The following is a 23,982-nucleotide window of genomic DNA, read 5'->3' on the forward strand; positions in this document are numbered from 1 at the left end:
GTGGACATCGCTTCGGAGGGAGGCGAGTGCCCCATGACCACGGGCGAACTCGACAGCTTCGCGACCTGGATCGAGGAACTGATCCGTCGGCGCGGCTTCGACATCGACAGTCCACGCGGCGGCGGCAAGTCCCGCCTCGCCGACGAGGCCGGGGTCCACCGGGCCGCCATCACCCGCCTTCTCCAACGGCAGAGCATGCCCGACCTGGAGACCACCCGGCGTCTCGCCCAGGTGCTCCAGGTCCCGGTGCGCGACATGCTCATCCGCTCCGGGCGCCTGACCGAGGAGGACCTGCCGCTGCCGTCCGCCCCGGCGGGGCCGGCCGTGGCCGGAGGACGCCCGCTCACCCTGGAAGAGGCCGCCGTGGCCCTGGGCGTGCCGGCGGACCAGCGCGAGATGTTCGTCCGGGTCGCGGGCCAGTTCCTCCCCGACGGGACGGCCGCCGCCGCCGTCGCCGCCGGGAGCCGGGCGCCGCGCGCCTCCGACTGACGCCCGTCCCGCTCCCGGCCCGTAGGATGTCGTGGCCTGTCCCCCCGCCCCTGCAGGTCCAAGAACAGTGAGCACGGACGTACCCCGCCGGTTACGTGCCGGGCGGAGCGAGCGCCGTGCACGCGTTTCAGTGCCCCGCCCGGTCCGGAGCGTCTCGCGCGGGCGGCAAGGAGGGGCACATGGCCGACCGGGAGGACCGCGCCCGGTCCGCGGCCAGGGACCCGGCCCCGCCGCCGGAGCCCGGGACGCCCGGCGCCGCACCGGCCGGGGACCCCGGGCCGGAGACGTACGGAGCCCTCCTCGCCGAACTCGGCAGGCTCCTCGACGCCCGTGAGCCGCACGAGGTCGTCGTCCTGCTCCGGGCGGAGCTGGAGCGGCGGGAGCTGCGCGCCTACTCCCACGGCTGGCGCGACGCCGCCGACCACTACGAGCCCGCCGTCGAGGCCGCGAGGGCCGCGAGTCTGCGCACCTTACGCCTGGTGGGGCGCACGCCGGGCCGGGCGGCCGTCATCCCCTTCCGGCCGGAGGGCCGCGACGGCGAACCCCGTGCCGCCGGACGCGGGGCTGGCCTCCCCGCCGACGATGAGCGCCCCGGCGACGGAGTGCCGGACCCCGGCCGGGGCGACGGCGGGGAACTCCACCGCGACCGGCCCGAGGCGGACCGCCCCCGGGCGGCGGGCCGGCCCCAGGCCGTCGACCGGCCCCGGCCCGACCGGCGATCCGGCTCCGCGCCCCGGGCGTCCCGGCCGCCGCGCACCGGCGCCGGCCCCGAGCCCGCGCTCGTGCCCAAGAGCCGCAACTCCCGGGTCCCGACGATTCCCACCCTCCCGGCGTCGCGGCTGCGTCTGCCGGGCCGGCCGCCGGCCGAGGGAGAGGGCGGGGACGAGGGCTCCGTCGCCCCGGACGACGGAGCCCGCTGAAGGGGCGCGCGGCCCCGGCCGCCGGCCGTCCCGTCCGGGGGCCCGTGGCCGGGGCGGTCCCGGCGTGTCGCGGCGGACAGCATTTGTTTTGACCCAGCTCCGTGAGGTAGGTACGCTCAAGCCTTGTGCCTGGGGTGTGCCTGGGCTCGGGTGCGTGTCCTCAACCGCATCGCGAGTCCGTCAGTAGCCACCGCAATCTGCGCCCTTCCTGCCTTCGGGGCGGGAGTCCGCAGTATTCGACACACCCGACCGCGTGGGTCGGCGATGTTCCAGGTTAGTTTCACGAACGGCACACAGAAACCGGAGAAGTAGTGCCTACGATCCAGCAGCTGGTCCGGAAGGGCCGGCAGGACAAGGTCGAGAAGAACAAGACGCCCGCGCTCGAGGGTTCGCCCCAGCGTCGCGGTGTCTGCACGCGTGTGTTCACGACCACCCCGAAGAAGCCGAACTCGGCGCTCCGTAAGGTCGCGCGTGTGCGTCTGACCTCCGGCATCGAGGTCACGGCCTACATCCCGGGTGAGGGACACAACCTGCAGGAGCACTCCATCGTGCTCGTGCGTGGTGGCCGTGTGAAGGACCTGCCGGGTGTTCGTTACAAGATCATCCGCGGCTCGCTCGACACCCAGGGTGTCAAGAACCGCAAGCAGGCCCGCAGCCGCTACGGCGCCAAGAAGGAGAAGTAAGAATGCCTCGTAAGGGCCCCGCCCCGAAGCGCCCGGTCATCATCGACCCGGTCTACAGCTCTCCTCTTGTCACCTCGCTGATCAACAAGATCCTCCTCGACGGCAAGCGTTCCACCGCCGAGCGGATCGTCTACGGCGCCATGGAAGGCCTCCGCGAGAAGACCGGCAACGACCCGGTCATCACGCTGAAGCGCGCGCTTGAGAACGTCAAGCCCTCGCTCGAGGTCAAGTCCCGCCGTGTCGGTGGCGCCACCTACCAGGTGCCGATCGAGGTCAAGCCCGGTCGCGCCTCCACCCTCGCTCTGCGCTGGCTCGTCGGCTACTCCCGCGCCCGCCGCGAGAAGACCATGACCGAGCGCCTCATGAACGAACTGCTCGACGCCTCCAACGGCCTCGGCGCTTCGGTCAAGAAGCGTGAGGACACCCACAAGATGGCCGAGTCCAACAAGGCCTTCGCGCACTACCGCTGGTAGTCGCTACCCCCATCGAGACCGAGAGAAGATTGAGCCTCATGGCCACCACTTCGCTTGACCTGGCCAAGGTCCGCAACATTGGGATCATGGCCCACATCGACGCGGGGAAGACGACCACCACTGAGCGGATCCTCTTCTACACCGGTGTGAGCTACAAGATCGGTGAAGTCCACGACGGCGCTGCCACGATGGACTGGATGGAGCAGGAGCAGGAGCGCGGCATCACGATCACGTCCGCCGCGACGACCTGCCACTGGCCGCTCAACGATGTTGACCACACCATCAACATCATCGACACCCCGGGTCACGTCGACTTCACCGTCGAGGTGGAGCGTTCGCTCCGCGTCCTCGACGGCGCCGTCACCGTGTTCGACGGTGTGGCCGGCGTCGAGCCGCAGTCCGAGACCGTCTGGCGTCAGGCGGACCGCTACGGCGTTCCGCGTATCTGCTTCGTCAACAAGCTCGACCGCACCGGTGCCGACTTCTTCCGTTGCGTCGACATGATCGTGGACCGCCTCGGCGCCACCCCGATCGTCATGCAGCTCCCCATCGGCGCCGAAGCGGACTTCACCGGCGTCGTCGACCTCGTGTCGATGAAGGCCTTCGTGTACCCCGAAGAGGCCGCCAAGGGCGAGATGTACAACGTCGTCGACATCCCGGAGAACCTCCAGGAGTCCGCCGCCGAGTGGCGCGGGAAGCTCCTTGAGGCCGTCGCCGAGAACGACGACGCCATGATGGAGCTGTACCTGGAGGGCAACGAGCCCACCCAGGAGCAGCTGCACGACGCGATCCGTCGCATCACCCTGGCGTCGAAGGGCAGTGCCGACTCCGTCACCGTCACCCCGGTGTTCTGTGGCACCGCGTTCAAGAACAAGGGCGTCCAGCCCCTGCTCGACGCGGTCGTGCGCTACCTGCCTTCCCCCCTGGACGTCGAGGCCATCGAGGGCCACGACGTGAAGGACCCGGAGAAGGTCATCGCCCGCAAGCCCTCGGACGACGAGCCGTTCTCCGGCCTGGCGTTCAAGATCGCGAGCGACCCGCACCTGGGCAAGCTCACCTTCGTCCGGATCTACTCCGGTCGCCTGGAGGCCGGCACCGCGGTGCTGAACTCCGTCAAGGGCAAGAAGGAGCGCATCGGCAAGATCTACCGCATGCACGCGAACAAGCGTGAGGAGATCGCATCGGTGGGCGCCGGCGACATCATCGCCGTCATGGGTCTCAAGCAGACCACCACCGGTGAGACGCTGTGCGACGACAAGAACCCGGTGATCCTGGAGTCCATGGACTTCCCGGCGCCGGTCATCCAGGTCGCCATCGAGCCCAAGTCCAAGGGTGACCAGGAGAAGCTGGGTGTCGCCATCCAGCGTCTCTCGGAGGAGGACCCCTCCTTCCAGGTGCACTCCGACGAGGAGACCGGCCAGACCATCATCGGTGGTATGGGCGAGCTTCACCTCGAGGTGCTCGTCGACCGCATGAAGCGCGAGTTCCGCGTCGAGGCGAACGTCGGCAAGCCCCAGGTCGCGTACCGCGAGACGATCCGCAAGGCCGTCGAGCGCATCGACTACACGCACAAGAAGCAGACTGGTGGTACCGGCCAGTTCGCGAAGGTGCAGATCGCCCTCGAGCCCATCGAGGGTGGCGACGCCTCCTACGAGTTCGTCAACAAGGTCACCGGTGGCCGCATCCCCCGTGAGTACATTCCCTCGGTGGACGCGGGCGCCCAGGAAGCCATGCAGTTCGGCATCCTGGCTGGTTACGAGATGGTCGGCGTCCGCGTCACCCTTCTCGACGGTGGTTACCACGAGGTCGACTCCTCGGAGCTCGCCTTCAAGATCGCCGGTTCGCAGGCGTTCAAGGAGGGTGCCCGCAAGGCCTCTCCCGTGCTCCTTGAGCCGATGATGGCCGTCGAGGTCACCACGCCCGAGGACTACATGGGCGATGTCATCGGCGACCTCAACTCCCGCCGTGGCCAGATCCAGGCCATGGAGGAGCGCAGCGGCGCTCGCGTCGTGAAGGGCCTCGTGCCCCTCTCGGAGATGTTCGGCTACGTCGGAGACCTCCGCAGCAAGACCTCGGGTCGCGCAAGCTACTCGATGCAGTTCGACTCCTACGCCGAGGTTCCGCGGAACGTCGCCGAGGAGATCATCGCGAAGGCCAAGGGCGAGTAACTCTCCCGAGCTCACGCTTTAGGCTTGTCACCGGAGCCTGGCGGGCATGCGGCACAGCGCGCGAGCACTGTGCCGTATGCCCCCGGCGCCGGCACCCCAGCAAAGATCACCTGGCGCCGATGAAGCAAGGCGTACAGAACCACTCAGGAGGACCCCAGTGGCGAAGGCAAAGTTCGAGCGGACTAAGCCCCACGTCAACATCGGCACCATCGGTCACATCGACCACGGTAAGACGACCCTCACGGCCGCCATTACCAAGGTGCTGCACGACGCGTACCCGGACCTGAACGAGGCCTCGGCCTTTGACCAGATCGACAAGGCTCCCGAAGAGCGCCAGCGCGGTATCACCATCTCCATCGCGCACGTCGAGTACCAGACGGAGTCGCGTCACTACGCGCACGTCGACTGCCCCGGTCACGCGGACTACATCAAGAACATGATCACGGGTGCCGCGCAGATGGACGGCGCCATCCTCGTGGTCGCGGCCACCGACGGCCCGATGCCGCAGACGAAGGAGCACGTCCTCCTGGCCCGCCAGGTCGGCGTCCCCTACATCGTCGTCGCGCTGAACAAGGCCGACATGGTGGACGACGAGGAGATCCTGGAGCTCGTCGAGCTCGAGGTCCGTGAGCTGCTCTCCGAGTACGAGTTCCCGGGCGACGACGTTCCGGTCGTCAAGGTCTCGGCGCTCAAGGCGCTCGAGGGCGACAAGGAGTGGGGCGAGTCCGTCCTCAACCTGATGAAGGCTGTCGACGAGGCCATCCCGCAGCCCGAGCGTGACGTCGAGAAGCCGTTCCTCATGCCGATCGAGGACGTCTTCACGATCACCGGTCGCGGTACGGTCGTCACCGGCCGCATCGAGCGTGGTGTCCTGAAGGTCAACGAGACCGTCGACATCGTCGGTATCAAGACCGAGAAGACCACCACCACGGTCACCGGCATCGAGATGTTCCGCAAGCTGCTCGACGAGGGCCAGGCCGGTGAGAACGTCGGTCTGCTCCTCCGTGGCATCAAGCGCGAGGACGTCGAGCGCGGCCAGGTCATCATCAAGCCCGGCTCGGTCACGCCGCACACCGAGTTCCAGGCGCAGTCCTACATCCTGTCGAAGGACGAGGGTGGCCGTCACACCCCGTTCTTCAACAACTACCGCCCGCAGTTCTACTTCCGTACCACGGACGTGACGGGCGTTGTGACCCTTCCCGAGGGCACCGAGATGGTCATGCCGGGTGACAACACCCTCATGGACGTCGCGCTGATCCAGCCGGTCGCCATGGAAGAGGGCCTGAAGTTCGCCATCCGTGAGGGTGGCCGGACCGTGGGCGCCGGCCAGGTCACCAAGATCATCAAGTAGTTTCTGCTTGGTCCTTGGACCTGGTGGCTCACTGAGTCGCAAGAAGGGCCCCGCACCTCGCAAGAGGTGCGGGGCCCTTCGCCGTGTGCGGAGCCGCCGGTGTCACGGGGCCGGGGCCCGGCCCGCCGTGGGCGACGTGCTGTCCCCGGCCGGTGCGGCCGGCACGGCCGCCGTCAGGACGAACGTCCCGTCCTCGGACGTCGTGGTGAACGTGCCGCCCAGGGCGATGACCCGGCCGGCCAGCCCCGCGAGCCCCGTCCCGTGCCGCCCGGGGGCGCCGTCGGCCGGGGCCCGCCCCTCGGCGGCCCCGTCGTTGCGGACGGTGAGCCGGATCTGCCCGCCGTCCGCCCGCAGGGCGATCTCGCACGAGGTGGCCCGGCTGTGCTGGAGCACATTGCCCACCGCCTCGCGCAGCACGAAGCGCAGACAGCCGACGACCGCCGGATCGGGCTCGGCCCACGGCGGCAGCACGGTCCGTACCTCCACCCCGGAGGCGGCGAGGACCCGTTGGGCGTGGGCGAGTTCGTCGGAGAGGGAGAGGTCGCCGTCCGGCCGGCTGATCGACCGCACATCGTCGTGGAGCCGCCGGGCCAGGGCGATGATCTCGGTCAGCGCGCCGCGCGCCCGCTCGGGCGCGGGCGACGGGGAGTCCGGTGTACCGCCGCCGCGCAGCGCCACCTCGCCCTGGAGCACGATCGCCGTCAGCGACGAGCCCACCAGATCGTGCAGGTCCTGCTGCATGCGGGCCCGTTCCCGCTGCTCCGCCAGGTGCGCGGTGTGCTCCCTGTTGGCGCCCAGCCGGGCCGCGAGGAGTGCCAGGTGGGCGACGGCGAAGACGGTGCTCGCGGTGATCGCCGTACTGAGCAGGAGGGAGAGCGGGCTGCGGTCGGTGGTGATCAGGTCGGTGGTGGAGAGCACGGGACCGCTGGCGCCGACCGCCAGGGCGATGGGCACGGAGGCGTTCGGCGGCAGGGTCAGCAGGACGGCCCCGGCGAGGAAGCCCAGCAGGCTCAGCCACCGGTAGTTGAAGAGCAGCAGCGGCAGGTAGGTCAGCACGGCCTGGACGAGCAGCAGCCACCAGCGTCGGCGTTGGGGCAGCCGGTACGGCGGCGGGGCGTACTGGCCCAGCATGACCGCGGGCATCAGCACCAGCACGGTCAGGCCGGCGACCACCGTACGCCTGCCGAGCGGTGAGGACGCCACCTCCAGGGCGACGAGCGTGAGCGACCCGACCACCAGCACGGCCAGCGCCCCGATGGCCACCCCGAATCCCTGCGGCGCGCCTGTTCCAGAGCGTGCTGTACCCCGCATTCCATCCCCCCGGTCTTTCCGCGTCGTGGTCGAACCCGGTCGATTCTCCCGCAGCCGGAGGACGGCGGGCCCTGCCCCTCCCGGGCCGTCCCCCGCGGGCGCGTGCGTGCGCGGACGGGCCGGTGAAATGTGGGCGGTTCGTGAAGACTTCACTTTCTCCGCGCCGGCCCCCTTGCTTGGATCGCCTCTGCTCCGTGCCCACCACGACAGAGAGGCGCCGACGTGCCGGAACACATACCCCCCGCCCGAACCTGGGAGGGCTCATCGGTGGCCCTGCAACGGCGAAGACGGCTCCTGCCGCGGATCGCCCTCGGCGCGGCCATGATGCTCGCGGTCGAGATGGCGGTGCTGACGGACAGCGGTCAGGCCGTAGCCGTCACCCGGCAGGCGCCGCAGACCCCGGCCGCGGAGAAGGCGGCTTCCGCCGGGCCCGCCGAGGCCGCGGACATCCTGTCCGCGAAGACCGCCGCGAAGCTGTCGGGCAAACGCGTCGAGGCGCTGTCCGAGCGCACCGAGACCTCCACGACCTGGGTGAACAAGGACGGGTCGCTCACCACCGAGCTGTCGTCGGGACCGGTCCGCTTCGAGGAGAACGGCTCCTGGACCGACATCGACGTCGAACTCCGGGAGACCGCCGACGGCGTCGAGGCCAAGGCCCACCCGAACGGGCTGAGCCTCGCGGGCGGGGGCGGCAGGCTGCCGCGCTCCCTGACCGAGGCCGACCGGGCACCCGCCCGGGACCTGGTCACCCTCGGCGAGGGCGACGAGCGGATCACCCTCCAGTGGCAGGGCGGTCTGCCCGCCCCCGAACTGGACGGGACGAGGGCCACCTACCCCGACGCGCTGCCGGGAGCCGACGTGATCGTCGAGGCGACCCGTACCGGCTTCGAGCAGTACGTCGAGATCAAAAAGCGCCCGGCCGAGGACTACACGTACACCCTCCCGCTCAAGGCCGAGGGCCTGACGGCGAAGGAGCAGCCCGACGGCAGCGTGCTGTTCACCGACGGGAAGAACAAGAAGCGGGCCGTGATGCCCGCCCCGGTGATGTGGGACTCCACCGTCGACAAGGTGTCGGGCGAGCACACGCGCCGGGTGCCGGTGGCGATGAAGGTGGTGGAGAGGAAGGGCGCCGTCGACCTCGTCGTCACCCCCGACGCCGCGTTCCTCGCCGACCCGGAGACGCGCTACCCGGTCACGGTCGACCCCTCGACCTCCTCGCTGTCCAACGTCTTCGACACCTACGTCCAGCAGGGCGAGACCCGCGACTGGTCCACCGACGTCGAGCTCGACTTCGGCAACCCCGGGACGACGAACGCGAACGGCACCCCCCGCACCGCCCAGTCCTTCATCACCTGGAACACCGCGCCCATCGCCGACGCCCTGGTGTCCAGCGCGAAGCTGAGCCTGTGGAACTTCCACTCGGCCAACACCACCTGCGCCGCGCAGCCGTGGCAGGTCTGGTCCTCGCCGGCCGCGACGACGGCCAGCCGGTGGACGAACCGGCCGACGATGACCGCCATGAAGGCGGAGTCCACCGAGACCCGCGGCAACGCCGCCTGCGCGTCCCAGCCCGACGGCTGGATCAACGCGAACGTGACCACGCTGGCCCAGGAGTGGGCCGGGGCCAAGGCCACCCGTGGCCACCTGGGCATCCGGGCCAAGAGCGAGACGACGGTCGCCCAGTGGAAGCGGGTGAACTCCGCCAACGCCGCGAAGAACCCGCCGAAGCTGTCGGTGACGTACAACTTCCGTCCGCGCACGGGCACCAAGCAGGAAGCCGGTCCGCCGTTCTTCTCCTACGGCGGCCAGTACCTGGTCAACACGCTGACGCCCACGCTGCGCGACACCTTCGTGGACGCGGACGGCGACCAGGTCAACGGCACCTTCCAGATCTTCGACAACGCCACGAACACCCAGGTCGGCAACCCGATCGTGTCGAAGTACACGGCGTCCGGGCAGCCCGCTTCGGTGACCGTGCCGGCGGGGCTGCTCGCCGAGGGCAAGACGTACAAGTTCCGTACGAGCCCCTATGACGGCACGCACTACAACACCGGCTGGTCGGCGTGGAAGACCTTCACGGTCGACACGAAGGCCCCGTCCGCCCCGACGCGGATCGCCTCGACGGACTACCCCGTGGGCCAGTGGGTCAAGGGGGAGGGGCAGCCGGGCGTCTTCACGGTGACGCCGCCCGCCGGAAGCGACCACTACTGGCTGGAATGGACCCTGGACGGGGTGACCTGGACCAAGGTCAGCACCGGCGGGGCCGCCGGGAACAAGGCGATCACCGTCACCCCGCCGAAGAACGGCAGCCACACCCTCCAGGTACGGTCCGTCGACAAGGCCGACAACAAGTCCGAGGCGGTGGAGTACCTCTTCCACGCCGGCTCGGGCGGCTTCGTCCAGCCCTCGGAGGGCGAGCGGACCGCGCGCCGGCTGCCGCTGGTCGCCGAGGCCGAGGCCGGCAAGTACAACGCCGTCTCCTTCTCCTGGCGCCGCTCCGAGGCCGACCCCTGGGTGCGGATCCCCGCCGGGGACGTCACCTCCGGCTCCACCGCGCTCTCCGCCTGGCCCGTCCCGCTGACGAACGGCCGGAACGCCCCGCTGGTCTGGAACGCCACCAGCACGGTCGACCCGGACGGCACCGTCCAGCTCAAGGCCGACTTCACCGGCCCGAACTCCGCCGCCAGCAGCACCGCCCCGCTGACCGCGGTCGTCGACCGCAACGCGGACGGCGCGGCCACCACCGACGTGGGCCCCGGCTCGGTCAACCTGCTCACCGGCAACCACACGCTCTCCGAGACCGACGTGTCCCTCTTCGACCTGTCGGTGTCGCGCACGGCCGCGTCCCGCACCCCGAACCGGGGAGCCGCTCAGGAGGGCCAGGCCGCGATCTTCGGCCAGGAGTGGGTCTCCGGCACCGCCGCCGAGGCCACCGAGTCCGACTACAGCCACCTCCGGCGGGTCTCCGACACCGCGGTCGACGTGGTGCTGGAGGAGGGCGACGCGATCCACTTCACCGCGAACGCGGCGAAGAACGGCTGGGTGCCCGAGCCCGGCTCGGAGGACCTGACCCTCAAGGGCGCGGTGAGCGGCACGTTCACGCTCTCCGACACCGAGGGGACGGTCACCACCTTCGCCAAGGCCGACGCCGCGGCGACCACCTGGCAGGTCAGCACCACCCTCTTCGACGGCCTCGCCAACTCCACCACCAAGGTGATCTCCGAGACCGTCACCGTCGGCGGGAAGAAGCTGGCCCGCCCCAAGCGGATCATCGCGCCGACCTCGGCCGCCACCACGGCCGCGTGCGAGACGTCGCCGGCCACCAAGGGCTGCAAGGTCCTGGAGTTCGTCTACGCGACCACCACGACCGCCACCGGCACGGCGAACAACGACCAGTTCGGCGACTTCGCCGGTCAGGTCCGCGAGATCCGCGCCTGGACCACCGGCCCCGGCGCGTCCGCCGCCACGGCGACCGCGGTGGCCACCTACCGCTACGACGCGAACGGCAGTCTGCGCCAGCAGTGGGACCCCCGGCTGAGCCAGGCCTCGCAGACGCAGTACGCCTACCACGAGGGCCGCGTCACCTGGCTCCAGCAGCAGAGCCGGCTCCCGTACACCTTCACCTACGGCAACGCGGGGGCCGGCACGGCGCCCGGCGACGGCATGCTGCTCACGTCCTCGCGCCAGGCCCTCAAGCAGGGCACCGCCGACACGGTCGAGGGCGACGCCGTCACGAGCATCGTCTACGGAGTCCCGCTCACCGGAGCCAAGGCCCCGTACGCCATGGGCGCGGGTTCCGTGGCCGCCTGGGGGCAGCTCGACCACCCCACGGACGCCACCGCCGTCCTCCCGGCCGACGCGGTCCCCGCCTCGCACGACGGCGCCGACCTGGCCGCGGGCGCATACCGCCGCGCCACGCTGAGCTACCTCAACGCATCGGGCCGTACGGTCAACTCCGCGACGCCCGGCGGGCACCTCTCCACCACCGAGTACGACCGTTTCGGCAACACGGTCCGCGAGCTGACCGCGGGCAACCGGACGCTCGCGCTCGGCGCCACGGCCGACGACCGCGCCGTGCTCACCGACCTCGGCATCATCGGACGCGCGCCGGCCGAGCGGGCGCACCTGCTCTCCACCACCTCCGTCCACGACGAGCGCGGGGTGCGCGAGCTGGAGGAGTTCGGGCCGATCCGCCGGGTGGACCTGACCGAGGACCTCCGGGAGGGCGGCACCGTCCTCGTCGCCTCCGGGACCTCCGTGCCGGCCCGGTCCTGGACGGTGAAGGAGTACGACGAGGGCCGCCCGACCGACGGCACGGCGGCCGTCAGGGACCAGGCCACCCTGACCGTCACCGGCGCCAAGGTCCGTGACTACGACTCCGTCATGGGGGAGAAGCGGGTCGAGTCCGTCCAGTACGACTGGGCGAAGGGGCTGCCCACCCTCACCACCAAGGACGCCGGCGGGCTCGGCCTGACCACGACGACCGGATACGACGGCCAGGGCCGGGTCACCTCCCAGGTGCTGCCCGGCGGAACCGGCGGCGACGCCGCCACCCGGATCACCGAGTACTGGTCGGCCACCGGCACCGGCTGGTGCAAGGGCCGCCCCGAGTGGGCGGACCAGGTGTGCTGGACCGGGCCGGCGGGGGACATCACCGGCGGCGGCGGACAGCCCGCCAAGCTGGTGAACACCACCACGGAGTACGACCGCTGGGGCAACCCGGCCACCGTCACCGACGAGGTCGGCGGGGTGTACCGGACGACCACGACGACGTACGACGGAGCGGGCCGCCCGGTCCACTCGAAGACCACGGGCGGCCTCGGGCAGCAGGTCCCGGAGACCACCACCGAGTACGACGACGCCACCGGAGAGGTCACCAAGGTCTCCTCGACCACCGGCGGGACGATCACCACGGCGTACGACAAGCTCGGCCGCACGATCTCCTACACCGACGCCGACGGCGGTGTCACGAGGACCGAGTACGACAAGCTCGACCGCCGGGTCAAGGTCAGCGACTCGGTCCCGTCCACCGTGACGTACGCCTACGACCACGCGGCCGAACCGCGCGGCCTGGCCACCCGGACCACGGACTCCGTCGCCGGGGCCTTCTCGGCCACCTACGACGCCGACGGATCCGTCGCCACCGAGAAGCTGCCCGGCGGCTACACGCTGAACGTCACCGAGGACAGCACCGGCTCCACCGCCTCGCGCGTCTACACGCGCGACAGCGACGGCATCACCGTCCTCAGCGACCGGGTCAGCGAGTCCGTGCACGGGCAGGTCACCGGACACCAGGGCTGGTCGAGCCAGAGCTACCGCTATGACCGGGTGGGCCGGCTGACCGGCGTCGACGACACGGCCGGCGAGGTCTGCACCCGCCGCACCTACACCTTCGACCAGCGGACCAACCGCACCGCCCTGTCCACCGCGGCCGCCGCCCCCGGGGCCGCCTGCACCTCCACGGGAGCCACCTCCACCACCTCCGCCTACGACAGCGCCGACCGGCTCATCGGATCCGGCCACACCTACGACGCCTTCGGCCGTACCACCGCCCTGCCGGGCAGCACCGTCGAGTACTACGCCAACGACCTCGTCCACCGGCAGACGGCCGACGGCCGGCGCCAGACCTGGCAGCTCGACGCCCAACTGCGCTTCCGCTCCTGGACGGTGGAGTCGGGCTCCGGCTCCGCCTGGACCCGCACCGGCGCCAAGCTCAACCACTACGACAGCGACGGCGACAACCCGCGCTGGATCGTGGAGGACACCGGAACCGGGGCCCTGAGCCGCCATGTCGAGGCCGCTTCCGGCGACCTCGCCGCCACCACGTCCAGAACCGGCGACACGGTGCTCCAGCTCTCCACCGTCCACGGCGACGTGGCCCTCCAGCTCCCGCTGGACGCGAGCCGGGCTCCCGTCGCCCTGGACAGCGACGAGTACGGCAACCCCCGCGAGGGCCAGGAGGCCACCCGCTACACCTGGCTCGGCGCCAAGCGGCGCTCCACGGAGACGCTGACCGGCCTCACGCTCATGGGCGCGCGCCTCTACAACCCGGCCACCGGACGGTTCCTGTCGGTGGACCCGGTGTACGGGGGCAACCTGAACGCCTACGAATACGCCCACGCGGACCCGCTCAACCGCTTCGACCTGGACGGGAAGTGGAGCTGGAAGAAGGCCTGGCGCAAGACCAAGCGCTTCGTCAAGAAGCACAAGTGGGACATCGCGCTCACCGCCGCCGGCTTCATCCCCGGGGTCGGGGCGGTGGCCTGGGGCGTACGCGCCTACCGGGCCTACCGGGTGGTCCGCGCCGCCCGCACGGTGCGCAACGTCCGGCGTGCCGCTCCTCGCAAGAGGTCGTTCACCCGCTACGTCAGTCCGCGCTACCGTGGCGCGGCGAGCTGCGCGGCGAAGTGGGCCGGCGGCGGGGCCCTGGCGGGGTCCTACGGCGGAACGTCGAAATACGTCAGCGGCACCACCACCATGGGTGCGGGGATCGGACTGTGGCGCTTCGCGCGCGGTCGGTGCAGGGGATAGGACATGGACACGACCGAAGAGGCGCGCGGCGCGCGGCTCGCCAACCGGGTGGCCCACGCGGCCGTCACCGCCTGGATCGTGTGGGTGGTGAACACCAGCGCCGCGGCCGTCAGGGGCATCGGCCTCGCCGAGCAGTTCACCGAGCACGTCGCCTGGTGGCAGTACGCGCTCTACGCCGGGCTCGTCGTGATCCGCCCGGTCGCTTCGCGCAGCCTCACGCCCGTGCTCGTCGGACCCGACCGCGACCTGCGGCCCACCGGTCCCGCGGCACGGCTGGGCGCGCTGCTGGCGGTGCTCGCGGCGACCGTCGTCGCCGTCGGCCTGCCGACCCTGGCGGTGGGCGTCCTCATCGAGGGCGACCGTCCCGCCCGGCTGCTGTCCGCCCTCGGCGACCACCTGACCGGGGCCCCCTCCCTGGTCCTGGCCGGTGCGACGGCCGCTTTCGCGTTCCTGTCGCCCGCGGTGTGGCCCGTGGTGCCGCTCCGACGCGAACGGCGTCGCTGACGCACCCGGCCGCGCCCGCCGCGCGGCCTCGCCCGCACCCCGGCACGGCCTTGAGGCCCGTGCCGGGGTGCGGTGCGTTCGACCACCTCAAGGTGCGTTCGACCACGTGAAGATGTCACTCCTTCCGCCCCGTCCCGACGTGATCGGATCGGCAGGTGCGGAAACAGGCGCGGAAACAGGGGCGGAACGCGGTGACGCGGAGGCCGGCGACGGCGGCGGGGATCGAGGTCGCGGTGGTCCGGGCGCTGGCGGCGGCGGTGTACGCGGCGGCGCTCGGGACCTCGGTGCTCGCGGGCCCCCGGATGCTGGTGCTGTTCCTGCCGGCGATGATCGGCTCCGTCGTCGCGGTCCGGCTGGTGCGCCGGGGTGCGACGGCGGCCGAGGCCGCCCGGCGGTCCCGGGCGGCCTGCGACAATCGGGTCCGTGATCAAGGTGCTGGTGGTCGACGACCATGACGTGGTGCGGTCCGGACTGACGGCGCTCCTGACGACCGAGCTGGGCATCGAGGTGGTCGGCCAGGCCGCGGACGGCCCGGCCGCGCTCGCCGAGGCGCAGCGGCTCGGCCCGGACGTCGTGCTGCTCGACATCGATCTGCCCGGGGCGGACGGCATCGCGGTCGCCGCCGGGCTCGCCGAACGGCTGCCCGCCTGCCGGGTCCTGATGCTCACCGCGCTCGACCGCCCGGGGCATCTGCGCCGGGCCCTGGCCGCCGGGGCCGCCGGGTATCTCCTCAAGAGCACCACTCCGGCGCGGACGGCCGACGCCATCCGGCGGATCGCCGCGGGCGGCCGGGTCATCGACCCCCGGATGCGCGGGGAGGAGCGGGCCGGCGCCGGCCCGCTCACCGACAAGGAGGCCGAGGCCCTCCGGCTGGCCGCCGACGGGGCGCACTCCCGGGAGATCGCCGCCGAGCTGTTCCTCAGCGTGGGGACCGTCCGCAACCGGCTCTCGTCCGCGGTCGGCAAGCTCCACGCCCGGACCCTCGTCGACGCCGTGCGCATAGCCAGGGACCAGGGATGGGTGTAGGGCCCCGGTACCTCAGGGCGGTGAGGTAGGGGCCCTACGGTTCACGGGACGGCGGGTCGATCAGGTCCCCGCCGTCCCGGGCGGTGGGGTCGGTCAGACGCCCGCGATCGACTGGATCCAGGACCGGTACGCGGTGACGTTCGTGTACGCGGTCGTGGTCTGCCGGTCGCTGGTGGAGGCCACGCCGACCTGGATGCCGTTCGCCGTCATCGGGCCGCCGGAGTCGCCGCCGGCCGTGATGCCGTTGCCGCGGCGGGCGCAGATCGCCGAGCCGCCGTACGCGTCACCGCAGCCGCCGGTGACCGTCACGTTGGCGACCTTCAGGTAGCGGGACTGGCAGTTGGCCTCGGAGCCGCACTGCGAGGTGGCGCCCCAGCCCCAGACCTGCACGCTCTGACCGACGCTGACCGAGCCGGGCGAGCCGAGGCGGGAGTAGGTCGCCTGCACGGACCGGTCCAGGCGCACCAGCGCCAGGTCCGAGCTGTGGGTGTAGGTCTGGGCGCCGTTCGCGACGACACCGCCGCTGTGCTGGTCGAGGCTGCCGATCCGGAACGACAGGCCGCCGCCGGTGACGCAGTGCTTGGCGGTGAGGATCCAGGTCGGCGCGATGATCGTGGCCGAACAGGTCTCCCTGCCGTTCGAGAAGAGGCGGGCGGCCCAGGGGGCGTTGGTCGCCTGGCCGCCGCCGATGATCTGGGTGGTCGGGGGCGGGGAGTCCTGGAGCGGTGCCTCGGGAGCGGCCGAGGCGGACGGTGCGAAGAGGGCGATGACACAGGCCGCTGCGGCGGCGGCAGCGGGCACGAGCCTGGATATACGCATGATTCCTCGTTTCGCGCGACACGCTGGGGTGTGCGTGTCCGTGGGGGATGGTGGGCAACAGGGTGCCGGAGCGCGACGAGGCCGGGGTACTAACGTTTGGGCATAACACGGCTTTATGGGCCCGGAGTTGGGCCGGGCGTGGCCGCCGCTACGGACGCCACACCCAGGGCGCCGCGTCCGGCCCGAACCCCACGACGGCTACCCGCCGAAGCGCGGCGCGGGTGCGCGCCCGGCCCGCACGGCGACGAGCCGCTCCCGCGCGGCCGGCCGGTAGTACAGCTCCACGGACCCGTCGGGCGCGGCAGGCGCGCCGGGCGCGTGCGCCGGTACGGGGAAGTCGGTGAGCTGAGTACGGGCGGTGACGTCCGTGTCCGGGGCGTCCTGGGTCCAGTGGTGCACGGCATGGTGCCCGGCCGCGTACACGTGGACGGGGAACGGGGCGGAAGGGTTGCGCGGTCGGGCCCGGGCTCGCGCACCGGGAAGACGTCGTCCGGGTCCTCGCTCCCGGGCGCACCCGTGCCGCTCGTGGAGCCGTCGGGCCGCGCTGCCCCGGAGGAGGTTCGGGGGTGCGGCCACCCGCGCCGCGTCCGCGCGGGAGCCGGCCCGGCGGGATTCCGCCAGGGGGCCGTACGGGGGGTTCCGGCAGGTCCGCTGGGGTGTCGGCGCCGCCGGACGCGCGCCCGCGTTTGAGCACTCGCTCGCGCGGGGTAGGATTCCCGACTCGATTGGCCAGGCCCGCGCCCCGTATGGCACACTGACCAGGTTGCTCGGTTGAGTGTCAATGCTGCGCGCCTCCCGCCGGGAGGACCGGAAGCGAGTCCCACAGTACTCGTCGGCCCCCAGGGCCGGACGTACGGGAATCTTTCGGGAAGCAACGCAGGGCGCCGGCCAGGCACCCGGTGGGTGTTCCGCCCCCGGTTCCGCGGCCTCAGGGTCCGCACCCCCTTGGTTGGGATCTCCCTCGGGAGATTTTCGTAGAGGGGATGCGACACGCCCGACCGCGTGGGTCGGAGGGGGAGTCCAGAGAACCCCCGGGTTCCAGAGCGTTAAACAGAGAGACAGGACTACTAGTAGCCATGGCGGGACAGAAGATCCGCATCCGGCTCAAGGCCTACGACCACGAGGTCATCGACTCCTCGGCGAAGAAGATCGTCGAGACGGTGACCCGCACTGGTGCGTCGGTCGCGGGCCCGGTGCCGCTGCCCACTGAGAAGAACGTGTACTGCGTCATCAAGTCGCCGCACAAGTACAAGGACTCTCGCGAGCACTTCGAGATGCGCACCCACAAGCGCCTCATCGACATCCTCGACCCCACGCCGAAGACGGTTGACTCGCTGATGCGCCTCGACCTCCCGGCGGGCGTCGACATCGAGATCAAGCTCTGAAGGGACGGGCCGAGATGAGCAAGAACATCAAGGGCGTCCTGGGCGAGAAGCTCGGCATGACCCAGGTCTGGGACGAGAACAACCGGGTCGTCCCGGTGACCGTCGTCAAGGCCGGTCCGTGCGTCGTGACGCAGGTTCGCACCAACGACAGCGACGGCTACGAAGCGGTCCAGATCGCCTTCGGCGAGATCGACCCGCGCAAGGTGAACAAGCCCCTCAAGGGTCACTTCGCCAAGGCCGACGTCACCCCGCGCCGCCACCTGGTGGAGCTCCGCACCCCTGACGCCAGCGAGTACACGCTGGGCCAGGAGGTCACTGCCGAGGTGTTCGAGTCCGGCGTCAAGGTCGACGTCACGGGCAAGAGCAAGGGCAAGGGCTTCGCCGGTGTCATGAAGCGTCACAACTTCAAGGGCCTCGGCGCCGGGCACGGCACCCAGCGCAAGCACCGTTCCCCCGGTTCCATCGGTGGCTGCGCCACCCCTGGGCGTGTCTTCAAGGGCATGCGCATGGCGGGCCGCATGGGTAACGAGCGCGTCACCACCCAGAACCTGACCATCCACGCGGTTGACGCGGAGAAGGGTCTGCTCCTCATCAAGGGCGCGGTCCCCGGTCCGAACGGCGGCCTCGTCCTGGTCCGTACCGCGGCCAAGGGGGCTTGAGGTAATGAGCACCATTGACATCCTTTCGCCGGCAGGCGACAAGGCCGGTACCGTCGACCTCCCCGCGGAGATCTTCGACGCGAAGACCAGCGTTCCGCTGATCCACCAGGTCGTTGTCGCTCAGCTGGCGGCTGCCCGTCAGGGCACGCACAAGACCAAGCGCCGCGGCGAAGTCCGCGGTGGCGGCAAGAAGCCTTACCGTCAGAAGGGCACCGGCCGCGCCCGCCAGGGTTCGACCCGCGCCCCGCAGTTCGCCGGTGGTGGCGTCGTCCACGGCCCGCAGCCGCGTGACTACTCGCAGCGGACCCCGAAGAAGATGAAGGCCGCCGCCCTGCGCGGAGCCCTCTCGGACCGGGCCCGTCACTCCCGTATCCACGTCGTCACCGGCGTGGTCGAGGGTGCCGCCTCCACGAAGGCCGCCAAGACGCTGCTCGGCAAGATCTCGGAGCGCCAGAACCTGCTCCTGGTCGTCGACCGCGCCGACGAGGCCGCGTGGCTGTCCGCGCGCAACCTGCCCCAGGTGCACATCCTGGAGCCGGGCCAGCTCAACACGTACGACGTGATCGTCTCTGACGACGTGGTCTTCACCCAGGCCGCTTTCGAGTCCTTCGTGTCTGGCCCCCAGACCGCTGAGACCGAAGGGAGCGACGCCTGATGAGCGAGGCGACCGTTACCAGCAAGACGTACTCGGACCCGCGTGACGTTCTCGTCAAGCCCGTGGTCTCCGAGAAGAGCTACGCGCTGCTCGACGAGAACAAGTACACGTTCATCGTCGCGCCCGGCTCCAACAAGACCCAGATCAAGCAGGCCGTCGAGGCGGTCTTCTCGGTCAAGGTCACCGGGGTCAACACGATCAACCGGCAGGGCAAGCGCAAGCGCACCCGCACCGGTTTCGGCAAGCGCGCCGACACGAAGCGCGCCATCGTGACCCTCGCCGAGGGCGACCGTATCGACATCTTCGGCGGCCCGACCTCCTAACGGAGGCCGTGTCGTCCGGAATCGGACGAGGACTGAGAAATGGGTATCCGCAAGTACAAGCCGACGACCCCGGGCCGTCGTGGCTCCAGCGTCGCCGACTTTGTCGAGATCACGCGGTCCACGCCGGAGAAGTCGCTGGTCCGCCCCCTGCACAGCAAGGGCGGCCGTAACAACGCCGGTCGTGTGACCGTTCGCCACCAGGGTGGTGGCCACAAGCGCGCCTACCGCGTGATCGACTTCCGTCGTCACGACAAGGACGGCGTGCCGGCCAAGGTCGCGCACATCGAGTACGACCCGAACCGCACCGCGCGCATCGCGCTGCTGCACTACGCGGACGGCGAGAAGCGTTACATCGTCGCTCCCCGTGGCCTGTCGCAGGGTGACCGTGTCGAGAACGGTCCGACCGCCGACATCAAGCCCGGCAACAACCTGGCGCTGCGCAACATCCCGGTCGGTACGACCATCCACGCCATCGAGCTGCGGCCCGGCGGCGGCGCGAAGTTCGCCCGTTCCGCGGGTGCCTCCGTGCAGCTGCTGGCGAAGGAGGGCACCATGGCCCACCTTCGTATGCCGTCGGGTGAGATCCGCCTGGTCGACGCGCGCTGCCGCGCGACGATCGGCGAGGTCGGCAACGCCGAGCAGTCGAACATCAACTGGGGCAAGGCCGGCCGCATGCGCTGGAAGGGCGTCCGCCCGACCGTCCGCGGTGTCGCGATGAACCCGGTTGACCACCCGCACGGTGGTGGTGAAGGCAAGACCTCCGGTGGTCGTCACCCGGTCTCGCCGTGGGGTCAGAAGGAGGGTCGTACGCGTTCTCCCAAGAAGGCGAGCAACAAGTACATCGTCCGCCGCCGCAAGACGAACAAGAAGCGCTAGGAGCGGGTTTAGATGCCGCGCAGTCTCAAGAAGGGGCCCTTCGTCGACGGACACCTCATCAAGAAGGTGGACGTACAGAACGAGGCAGGCACCAAGAACGTCATCAAGACCTGGTCCCGTCGCTCGATGATCGTCCCGGCCATGCTGGGTCACACCATCGCGGTGCACAACGGCAAGATCCACGTCCCGGTGTTCGTCACCGAGTCGATGGTCGGCCACAAGCTCGGCGAGTTCTCGCCGACTCGCACCTTCCGCGGCCACGTCAAGGACGACCGGAAGTCGAAGCGCCGCTAAGCGCGGGGTGGAAACGACTATGACTTACACCGAAGGGACAACCATGGAAGCCAGGGCCCAGGCGCGGTACATCCGCGTCACGCCCATGAAGGCCCGCCGCGTGGTGGACCTCATCCGTGGCATGGATGCCACGGAGGCTCAGGCGGTCCTGCGTTTCGCCCCGCAGGCCGCGAGCGTGCCGGTTGGCAAGGTGCTGGACAGCGCCATCGCCAACGCCGCACACAACTACGACCACACCGACGCCTCTTCGCTGGTCATCAGCGAGGCGTACGTGGACGAGGGTCCGACCCTGAAGCGGTTCCGTCCGCGTGCCCAGGGCCGTGCCTACCGGATCCGTAAGCGGACCAGCCACATCACCGTGGTCGTCAGCAGCAAGGAAGGAACCCGGTAATGGGCCAGAAGGTAAACCCGCACGGGTTCCGGCTCGGCATCACCACGGACTTCAAGTCCCGCTGGTACGCCGACAAGCTGTACAAGGACTACGTCAAGGAAGACGTCGCCATTCGTCGCATGATGACGAAGGGCATGGAGCGGGCCGGCATCTCGAAGGTCGAGATCGAGCGCACCCGCGACCGCGTCCGCGTTGACATCCACACCGCCCGCCCGGGCATCGTCATCGGTCGCCGCGGCGCCGAGGCCGATCGCATCCGCGGCGAGCTGGAGAAGCTGACCGGCAAGCAGGTCCAGCTGAACATCCTCGAGGTCAAGAACCCCGAGGTGGACGCTCAGCTGGTGGCCCAGGCCGTCGCCGAGCAGCTCTCCTCCCGCGTCTCCTTCCGTCGGGCCATGCGCAAGAGCATGCAGTCCTCGATGAAGGCCGGCGCCAAGGGCATCAAGATCCAGTGCGGCGGTCGCCTCGGCGGCGCCGAGATGTCCCGCTCGGAGTTCTACCGCGAGGGCCGTGTGCCCCTGCACACGCTCCGCGCGAACGTCGACTACGGCTTCTTCGAGGCCAAGACGACCTTCGGCCGCATCGGCGTGAAGGTCTGGATCTACAAGGGCGACGTCAAGAACATCGCCGAGGTTCGCGCCGAGAACGCCGCGGCCCGCGCCGGCAACCGTCCGGCTCGTGGCGGCGCTGACCGCCCGGCCGGCCGCGGTGGCCGTGGTGGCGAGCGTGGCGGTCGCGGCCGTAAGCCGCAGCAGTCGCCGGCAGCCGAGGCCCCCAAGGCCGACGCCGCCGCTGCTCCGGCTGCTGAGAGCACCGGAACGGAGGCCTGACCGAAATGCTGATCCCCCGTAGGGTCAAGCACCGCAAGCAGCACCACCCGAAGCGCAGCGGTATGTCCAAGGGTGGCACGCAGGTTGCGTTCGGCGAGTACGGCATCCAGGCGCTGACCCCGGCGTACGTGACGAACCGTCAGATCGAGTCCGCTCGTATCGCGATGACCCGTCACATCAAGCGTGGCGGCAAGGTCTGGATCAACATCTACCCGGACCGTCCCCTGACGAAGAAGCCCGCCGAGACCCGCATGGGTTCCGGTAAGGGTTCTCCCGAGTGGTGGATCGCGAACGTCAAGCCCGGTCGGGTGATGTTCGAGCTGTCCTACCCGAACGAGAAGATTGCTCGTGAGGCGCTCACCCGCGCTGCTCACAAGCTTCCGATGAAGTGCCGGATCGTTCGGCGCGAGGCAGGTGAGTCGTGATGTCGGCCGGTACCAAGGCGTCCGAGCTGCGCGAGCTGGGCGACGAGGAGCTCCTCAACAAGCTCCGCGAAGCCAAGGAAGAGCTGTTCAACCTCCGCTTCCAGGCGGCGACGGGCCAGCTCGAGAACCACGGCCGGCTCAAGTCCGTCCGTAAGGACATCGCCCGGATCTACACCCTGATGCGTGAGCGCGAGCTGGGCATCGAGACGGTGGAGAGCGCCTGATGAGCGAGAAGACTGTGACTGAGACGAACACCGACCGCGGTTTCCGCAAGACCCGTGAGGGTCTGGTCGTCAGCGACAAGATGGACAAGACCGTCGTCGTCGCTGTCGAGGACCGTGTGAAGCACGCGCTGTACGGCAAGGTCATCCGCCGTACGAACAAGCTCAAGGCCCACGACGAGCAGAACTCCGCCGGCGTCGGCGACCGCGTCCTCATCATGGAGACGCGTCCGCTGTCCGCCTCGAAGCGCTGGCGCATCGTCGAGATCCTCGAGAAGGCCAAGTAATTCCTGAGGGATTCTCCCCTCGGGTCAGTTCCGCCAGGCTCGGTGGGGTGCCTCTCCGGTAGCGGAGAGGCACCCGCCGGGAACCGGCAGACGATCAGGAGATAGACGTGATCCAGCAGGAGTCGCGACTGCGCGTCGCCGACAACACGGGTGCGAAGGAAATTCTCACCATTCGTGTTCTCGGTGGCTCGGGTCGCCGCTACGCGGGTATCGGTGACGTCATCGTCGCCACCGTCAAGGACGCGATCCCCGGTGGCAACGTGAAGAAGGGTGACGTCGTCAAGGCCGTCATCGTTCGCACCGTCAAGGAGCGTCGTCGTCAGGATGGCTCGTACATCCGCTTCGACGAGAACGCCGCCGTCATTCTGAAGAACGACGGCGACCCCCGCGGCACCCGCATCTTCGGCCCGGTGGGCCGGGAGCTGCGCGAGAAGAAGTTCATGAAGATCATCTCGCTCGCGCCGGAGGTGCTGTAAGCATGAAGATCAAGAAGGGCGACCTGGTCCAGGTCATCACCGGTAAGGACAAGGGCAAGCAGGGCAAGGTCATCGTGGCCTACCCCGCTCAGGACCGCGTCCTCGTCGAGGGTGTCAACCGGGTCAAGAAGCACACCAAGGCCGGTCAGACGGCTCGCGGTTCGCAGACGGGTGGCATTGTCACCACCGAGGCCCCGATCCACGTCAGCAATGTTCAGCTGGTTGTGGAGAAGGACGGCAACAAGGTTGTCACCCGCGTCGGCTACCGCTTTGACGACGAGGGCAACAAGATCCGCGTTGCCAAGCGGACCGGTGAGGACATCTGATGACTGCCACCACTGCGCCGCGTCTCAAGACGCGCTACCGCGAGGAAATCGCCGGCAAGCTGCGTGAGGAGTTCTCGTACGAGAACGTCATGCAGGTTCCCGGTCTGGTCAAGATCGTGGTCAACATGGGTGTGGGCGACGCCGCCCGCGACTCCAAGCTGATCGACGGTGCCGTCAAGGACCTCACCACGATCACCGGCCAGAAGCCGGCCGTCACGAAGGCCCGCAAGTCCATCGCGCAGTTCAAGCTGCGCGAGGGCCAGCCGATCGGCTGCCACGTCACCCTCCGCGGTGACCGGATGTGGGAGTTCCTGGACCGTACGCTGTCGCTCGCGCTGCCGCGTATCCGTGACTTCCGTGGCCTGTCGCCGAAGCAGTTCGACGGCCGTGGCAACTACACCTTCGGTCTCACGGAGCAGGTCATGTTCCACGAGATCGACCAGGACAAGATCGACCGGGTCCGGGGCATGGACATCACCGTGGTCACCACGGCGACCAACGACGACGAGGGTCGTGCCCTCCTTCGTCACCTCGGCTTCCCGTTCAAGGAGAACTGACC

The 23,982-nt window shown here is 70.0% G+C and carries 27 protein-coding genes; 24 read left to right on the top strand and 3 right to left on the bottom strand.

Going from position 1 to position 23,982, the window contains the following annotated elements; translation table 11 throughout:
- Positions 1 to 33: 33 nt before the first annotated feature.
- The 6 genes from DTB53_RS17030 to tuf all read left to right on the top strand — a co-directional run bounded on the left by DTB53_RS17030 (position 34) and on the right by tuf (position 6,084).
- Entirely contained in the window at positions 34 to 489 is a 456-nt protein-coding gene (locus tag DTB53_RS17030; RefSeq protein WP_012379467.1) for a helix-turn-helix domain-containing protein, read from the top strand.
- A 179-nt stretch (positions 490 to 668) separates the two neighbouring features.
- Entirely contained in the window at positions 669 to 1,409 is a 741-nt protein-coding gene (locus DTB53_RS17035; RefSeq protein WP_042496383.1) for a hypothetical protein, read from the top strand.
- 311 nt (positions 1,410 to 1,720) lie between these two features.
- Positions 1,721 to 2,092 carry a 30S ribosomal protein S12 gene (gene rpsL, locus DTB53_RS17040; RefSeq protein WP_003948652.1) on the top strand — a complete coding sequence of 124 codons (372 nt, stop codon included), beginning with the start codon at positions 1,721 to 1,723 and terminating at the stop codon, positions 2,090 to 2,092.
- Positions 2,093 to 2,094: 2 nt separating this feature from the next.
- The gene (gene rpsG / locus DTB53_RS17045; RefSeq protein ID WP_003966970.1) at positions 2,095 to 2,565 is read left to right on the top strand and encodes a 30S ribosomal protein S7; all 471 of its coding nucleotides are present in this window, start codon (positions 2,095 to 2,097) and stop codon (positions 2,563 to 2,565) included.
- A gap of 38 nt (positions 2,566 to 2,603) precedes the next feature.
- Complete coding sequence (gene fusA, locus DTB53_RS17050) at positions 2,604 to 4,733, top strand: elongation factor G (RefSeq protein WP_012379465.1); 2,130 nt, start codon at positions 2,604 to 2,606, stop codon at positions 4,731 to 4,733.
- Between the two features lie 157 nt (positions 4,734 to 4,890).
- Entirely contained in the window at positions 4,891 to 6,084 is a 1,194-nt protein-coding gene (tuf, locus tag DTB53_RS17055) for an elongation factor Tu (RefSeq protein ID WP_003966968.1), read from the top strand.
- Positions 6,085 to 6,186: 102 nt separating this feature from the next.
- Here the strand turns inward: tuf and DTB53_RS17060 are convergent, their stop codons facing one another.
- Positions 6,187 to 7,347, bottom strand: coding sequence for a sensor histidine kinase (locus DTB53_RS17060; protein WP_032773846.1), 1,161 nt, complete (start codon positions 7,345 to 7,347; stop codon positions 6,187 to 6,189).
- Positions 7,348 to 7,716: 369 nt separating this feature from the next.
- On the opposite strand from DTB53_RS17060, the gene DTB53_RS17065 reads away from it, so the two are divergent.
- From DTB53_RS17065 to DTB53_RS17080, 4 genes are all read left to right on the top strand, one after another.
- Positions 7,717 to 13,926 (top strand): DNRLRE domain-containing protein, encoded by a 6,210-nt coding sequence (locus tag DTB53_RS17065; RefSeq protein ID WP_202549596.1) that lies wholly within the window; start codon positions 7,717 to 7,719, stop codon positions 13,924 to 13,926.
- Positions 13,927 to 13,929: 3 nt separating this feature from the next.
- A complete protein-coding gene (locus DTB53_RS17070) occupies positions 13,930 to 14,430 on the top strand; it encodes a hypothetical protein (RefSeq protein WP_003966965.1) in 501 nt (166 codons plus the stop codon).
- A 191-nt stretch (positions 14,431 to 14,621) separates the two neighbouring features.
- Positions 14,622 to 14,885, top strand: a complete 264-nt coding sequence (locus DTB53_RS17075) for a hypothetical protein (protein WP_234345324.1) — start codon at positions 14,622 to 14,624, stop codon at positions 14,883 to 14,885.
- A complete protein-coding gene (locus tag DTB53_RS17080) occupies positions 14,854 to 15,456 on the top strand; it encodes a response regulator transcription factor (protein ID WP_012379461.1) in 603 nt (200 codons plus the stop codon). Before DTB53_RS17075 ends, DTB53_RS17080 begins: the two co-directional genes overlap by 32 nt.
- 93 nt (positions 15,457 to 15,549) lie before the next feature.
- Here DTB53_RS17080 and DTB53_RS17085 read toward each other — a convergent pair whose 3' ends face one another.
- Complete coding sequence (locus tag DTB53_RS17085; protein WP_003966962.1) at positions 15,550 to 16,275, bottom strand: S1 family peptidase; 726 nt, start codon at positions 16,273 to 16,275, stop codon at positions 15,550 to 15,552.
- 198 nt (positions 16,276 to 16,473) lie between these two features.
- Positions 16,474 to 16,674, bottom strand: coding sequence for a hypothetical protein (locus DTB53_RS17090; RefSeq protein WP_012379460.1), 201 nt, complete (start codon positions 16,672 to 16,674; stop codon positions 16,474 to 16,476).
- Positions 16,675 to 17,351: 677 nt separating this feature from the next.
- Between DTB53_RS17090 and rpsJ the strand changes: the two genes are divergently transcribed.
- From rpsJ to rplE, 14 genes are all read left to right on the top strand, one after another.
- Positions 17,352 to 17,660 carry a 30S ribosomal protein S10 gene (rpsJ, locus tag DTB53_RS17100; RefSeq protein ID WP_003948644.1) on the top strand — a complete coding sequence of 103 codons (309 nt, stop codon included), beginning with the start codon at positions 17,352 to 17,354 and terminating at the stop codon, positions 17,658 to 17,660.
- Positions 17,661 to 17,674: 14 nt separating this feature from the next.
- Entirely contained in the window at positions 17,675 to 18,319 is a 645-nt protein-coding gene (gene rplC / locus DTB53_RS17105; RefSeq protein WP_003966960.1) for a 50S ribosomal protein L3, read from the top strand.
- 4 nt (positions 18,320 to 18,323) lie between these two features.
- Positions 18,324 to 18,974 (top strand): 50S ribosomal protein L4, encoded by a 651-nt coding sequence (rplD, locus tag DTB53_RS17110; RefSeq protein WP_003966959.1) that lies wholly within the window; start codon positions 18,324 to 18,326, stop codon positions 18,972 to 18,974.
- A complete protein-coding gene (rplW, locus tag DTB53_RS17115) occupies positions 18,974 to 19,297 on the top strand; it encodes a 50S ribosomal protein L23 (protein ID WP_003966958.1) in 324 nt (107 codons plus the stop codon). Before rplD ends, rplW begins: the two co-directional genes overlap by 1 nt.
- Before the next feature lie 39 nt (positions 19,298 to 19,336).
- Positions 19,337 to 20,173 (top strand): 50S ribosomal protein L2, encoded by an 837-nt coding sequence (gene rplB / locus DTB53_RS17120; protein ID WP_003966957.1) that lies wholly within the window; start codon positions 19,337 to 19,339, stop codon positions 20,171 to 20,173.
- A gap of 12 nt (positions 20,174 to 20,185) precedes the next feature.
- Complete coding sequence (rpsS, locus tag DTB53_RS17125) at positions 20,186 to 20,467, top strand: 30S ribosomal protein S19 (protein WP_003966956.1); 282 nt, start codon at positions 20,186 to 20,188, stop codon at positions 20,465 to 20,467.
- 43 nt (positions 20,468 to 20,510) lie between these two features.
- Positions 20,511 to 20,858, top strand: coding sequence for a 50S ribosomal protein L22 (gene rplV / locus DTB53_RS17130; RefSeq protein ID WP_004571827.1), 348 nt, complete (start codon positions 20,511 to 20,513; stop codon positions 20,856 to 20,858).
- Positions 20,858 to 21,688 carry a 30S ribosomal protein S3 gene (gene rpsC, locus DTB53_RS17135; RefSeq protein WP_003966954.1) on the top strand — a complete coding sequence of 277 codons (831 nt, stop codon included), beginning with the start codon at positions 20,858 to 20,860 and terminating at the stop codon, positions 21,686 to 21,688. The genes rplV and rpsC overlap by 1 nt, the downstream gene beginning before the upstream one ends.
- A 5-nt stretch (positions 21,689 to 21,693) precedes the next feature.
- Complete coding sequence (gene rplP, locus DTB53_RS17140; RefSeq protein WP_003966953.1) at positions 21,694 to 22,113, top strand: 50S ribosomal protein L16; 420 nt, start codon at positions 21,694 to 21,696, stop codon at positions 22,111 to 22,113.
- Positions 22,113 to 22,337, top strand: a complete 225-nt coding sequence (rpmC, locus tag DTB53_RS17145) for a 50S ribosomal protein L29 (protein ID WP_003966952.1) — start codon at positions 22,113 to 22,115, stop codon at positions 22,335 to 22,337. The genes rplP and rpmC overlap by 1 nt, the downstream gene beginning before the upstream one ends.
- Positions 22,337 to 22,621 (top strand): 30S ribosomal protein S17, encoded by a 285-nt coding sequence (gene rpsQ, locus DTB53_RS17150; RefSeq protein ID WP_003966951.1) that lies wholly within the window; start codon positions 22,337 to 22,339, stop codon positions 22,619 to 22,621. The genes rpmC and rpsQ overlap by 1 nt, the downstream gene beginning before the upstream one ends.
- 107 nt (positions 22,622 to 22,728) lie before the next feature.
- Positions 22,729 to 23,097: a 50S ribosomal protein L14 gene (rplN, locus tag DTB53_RS17155; RefSeq protein WP_003966950.1), complete on the top strand. Its 369-nt coding sequence runs from the start codon at positions 22,729 to 22,731 to the stop codon at positions 23,095 to 23,097.
- 2 nt (positions 23,098 to 23,099) lie between these two features.
- Complete coding sequence (gene rplX / locus DTB53_RS17160; RefSeq protein WP_003966949.1) at positions 23,100 to 23,423, top strand: 50S ribosomal protein L24; 324 nt, start codon at positions 23,100 to 23,102, stop codon at positions 23,421 to 23,423.
- The gene (gene rplE / locus DTB53_RS17165; protein WP_003966948.1) at positions 23,423 to 23,980 is read left to right on the top strand and encodes a 50S ribosomal protein L5; all 558 of its coding nucleotides are present in this window, start codon (positions 23,423 to 23,425) and stop codon (positions 23,978 to 23,980) included. The genes rplX and rplE overlap by 1 nt, the downstream gene beginning before the upstream one ends.
- Positions 23,981 to 23,982 lie beyond the last annotated feature (2 nt).

Source organism: Streptomyces griseus (assembly GCF_900460065.1).
GTDB classification, from domain to species: domain Bacteria; phylum Actinomycetota; class Actinomycetes; order Streptomycetales; family Streptomycetaceae; genus Streptomyces; species Streptomyces griseus.

What these genes read in the sequence shown, in the direction of transcription:
- DTB53_RS17030 (WP_012379467.1), top strand. Translation starts at nt 34, where the DNA reads ATGACCACGGGCGAACTCGACAGCTTCGCGACCTGGATCGAGGAACTG.
- DTB53_RS17035 (WP_042496383.1), top strand. Translation starts at nt 669, where the DNA reads ATGGCCGACCGGGAGGACCGCGCCCGGTCCGCGGCCAGGGACCCGGCC.
- rpsG (WP_003966970.1), top strand. Translation starts at nt 2,095, where the DNA reads ATGCCTCGTAAGGGCCCCGCCCCGAAGCGCCCGGTCATCATCGACCCG.
- fusA (WP_012379465.1), top strand. Translation starts at nt 2,604, where the DNA reads ATGGCCACCACTTCGCTTGACCTGGCCAAGGTCCGCAACATTGGGATC.
- DTB53_RS17065 (WP_202549596.1), top strand. Translation starts at nt 7,717, where the DNA reads ATGATGCTCGCGGTCGAGATGGCGGTGCTGACGGACAGCGGTCAGGCC.
- DTB53_RS17070 (WP_003966965.1), top strand. Translation starts at nt 13,930, where the DNA reads ATGGACACGACCGAAGAGGCGCGCGGCGCGCGGCTCGCCAACCGGGTG.
- DTB53_RS17085 (WP_003966962.1), bottom strand. Translation starts at nt 16,275, where the DNA reads ATGCGTATATCCAGGCTCGTGCCCGCTGCCGCCGCCGCAGCGGCCTGT.
- rpsJ (WP_003948644.1), top strand. Translation starts at nt 17,352, where the DNA reads ATGGCGGGACAGAAGATCCGCATCCGGCTCAAGGCCTACGACCACGAG.
- rplC (WP_003966960.1), top strand. Translation starts at nt 17,675, where the DNA reads ATGAGCAAGAACATCAAGGGCGTCCTGGGCGAGAAGCTCGGCATGACC.
- rplD (WP_003966959.1), top strand. Translation starts at nt 18,324, where the DNA reads ATGAGCACCATTGACATCCTTTCGCCGGCAGGCGACAAGGCCGGTACC.
- rplW (WP_003966958.1), top strand. Translation starts at nt 18,974, where the DNA reads ATGAGCGAGGCGACCGTTACCAGCAAGACGTACTCGGACCCGCGTGAC.
- rplB (WP_003966957.1), top strand. Translation starts at nt 19,337, where the DNA reads ATGGGTATCCGCAAGTACAAGCCGACGACCCCGGGCCGTCGTGGCTCC.
- rpsS (WP_003966956.1), top strand. Translation starts at nt 20,186, where the DNA reads ATGCCGCGCAGTCTCAAGAAGGGGCCCTTCGTCGACGGACACCTCATC.
- rplV (WP_004571827.1), top strand. Translation starts at nt 20,511, where the DNA reads ATGGAAGCCAGGGCCCAGGCGCGGTACATCCGCGTCACGCCCATGAAG.
- rpsC (WP_003966954.1), top strand. Translation starts at nt 20,858, where the DNA reads ATGGGCCAGAAGGTAAACCCGCACGGGTTCCGGCTCGGCATCACCACG.
- rplP (WP_003966953.1), top strand. Translation starts at nt 21,694, where the DNA reads ATGCTGATCCCCCGTAGGGTCAAGCACCGCAAGCAGCACCACCCGAAG.
- rpmC (WP_003966952.1), top strand. Translation starts at nt 22,113, where the DNA reads ATGTCGGCCGGTACCAAGGCGTCCGAGCTGCGCGAGCTGGGCGACGAG.
- rpsQ (WP_003966951.1), top strand. Translation starts at nt 22,337, where the DNA reads ATGAGCGAGAAGACTGTGACTGAGACGAACACCGACCGCGGTTTCCGC.
- rplX (WP_003966949.1), top strand. Translation starts at nt 23,100, where the DNA reads ATGAAGATCAAGAAGGGCGACCTGGTCCAGGTCATCACCGGTAAGGAC.
- rplE (WP_003966948.1), top strand. Translation starts at nt 23,423, where the DNA reads ATGACTGCCACCACTGCGCCGCGTCTCAAGACGCGCTACCGCGAGGAA.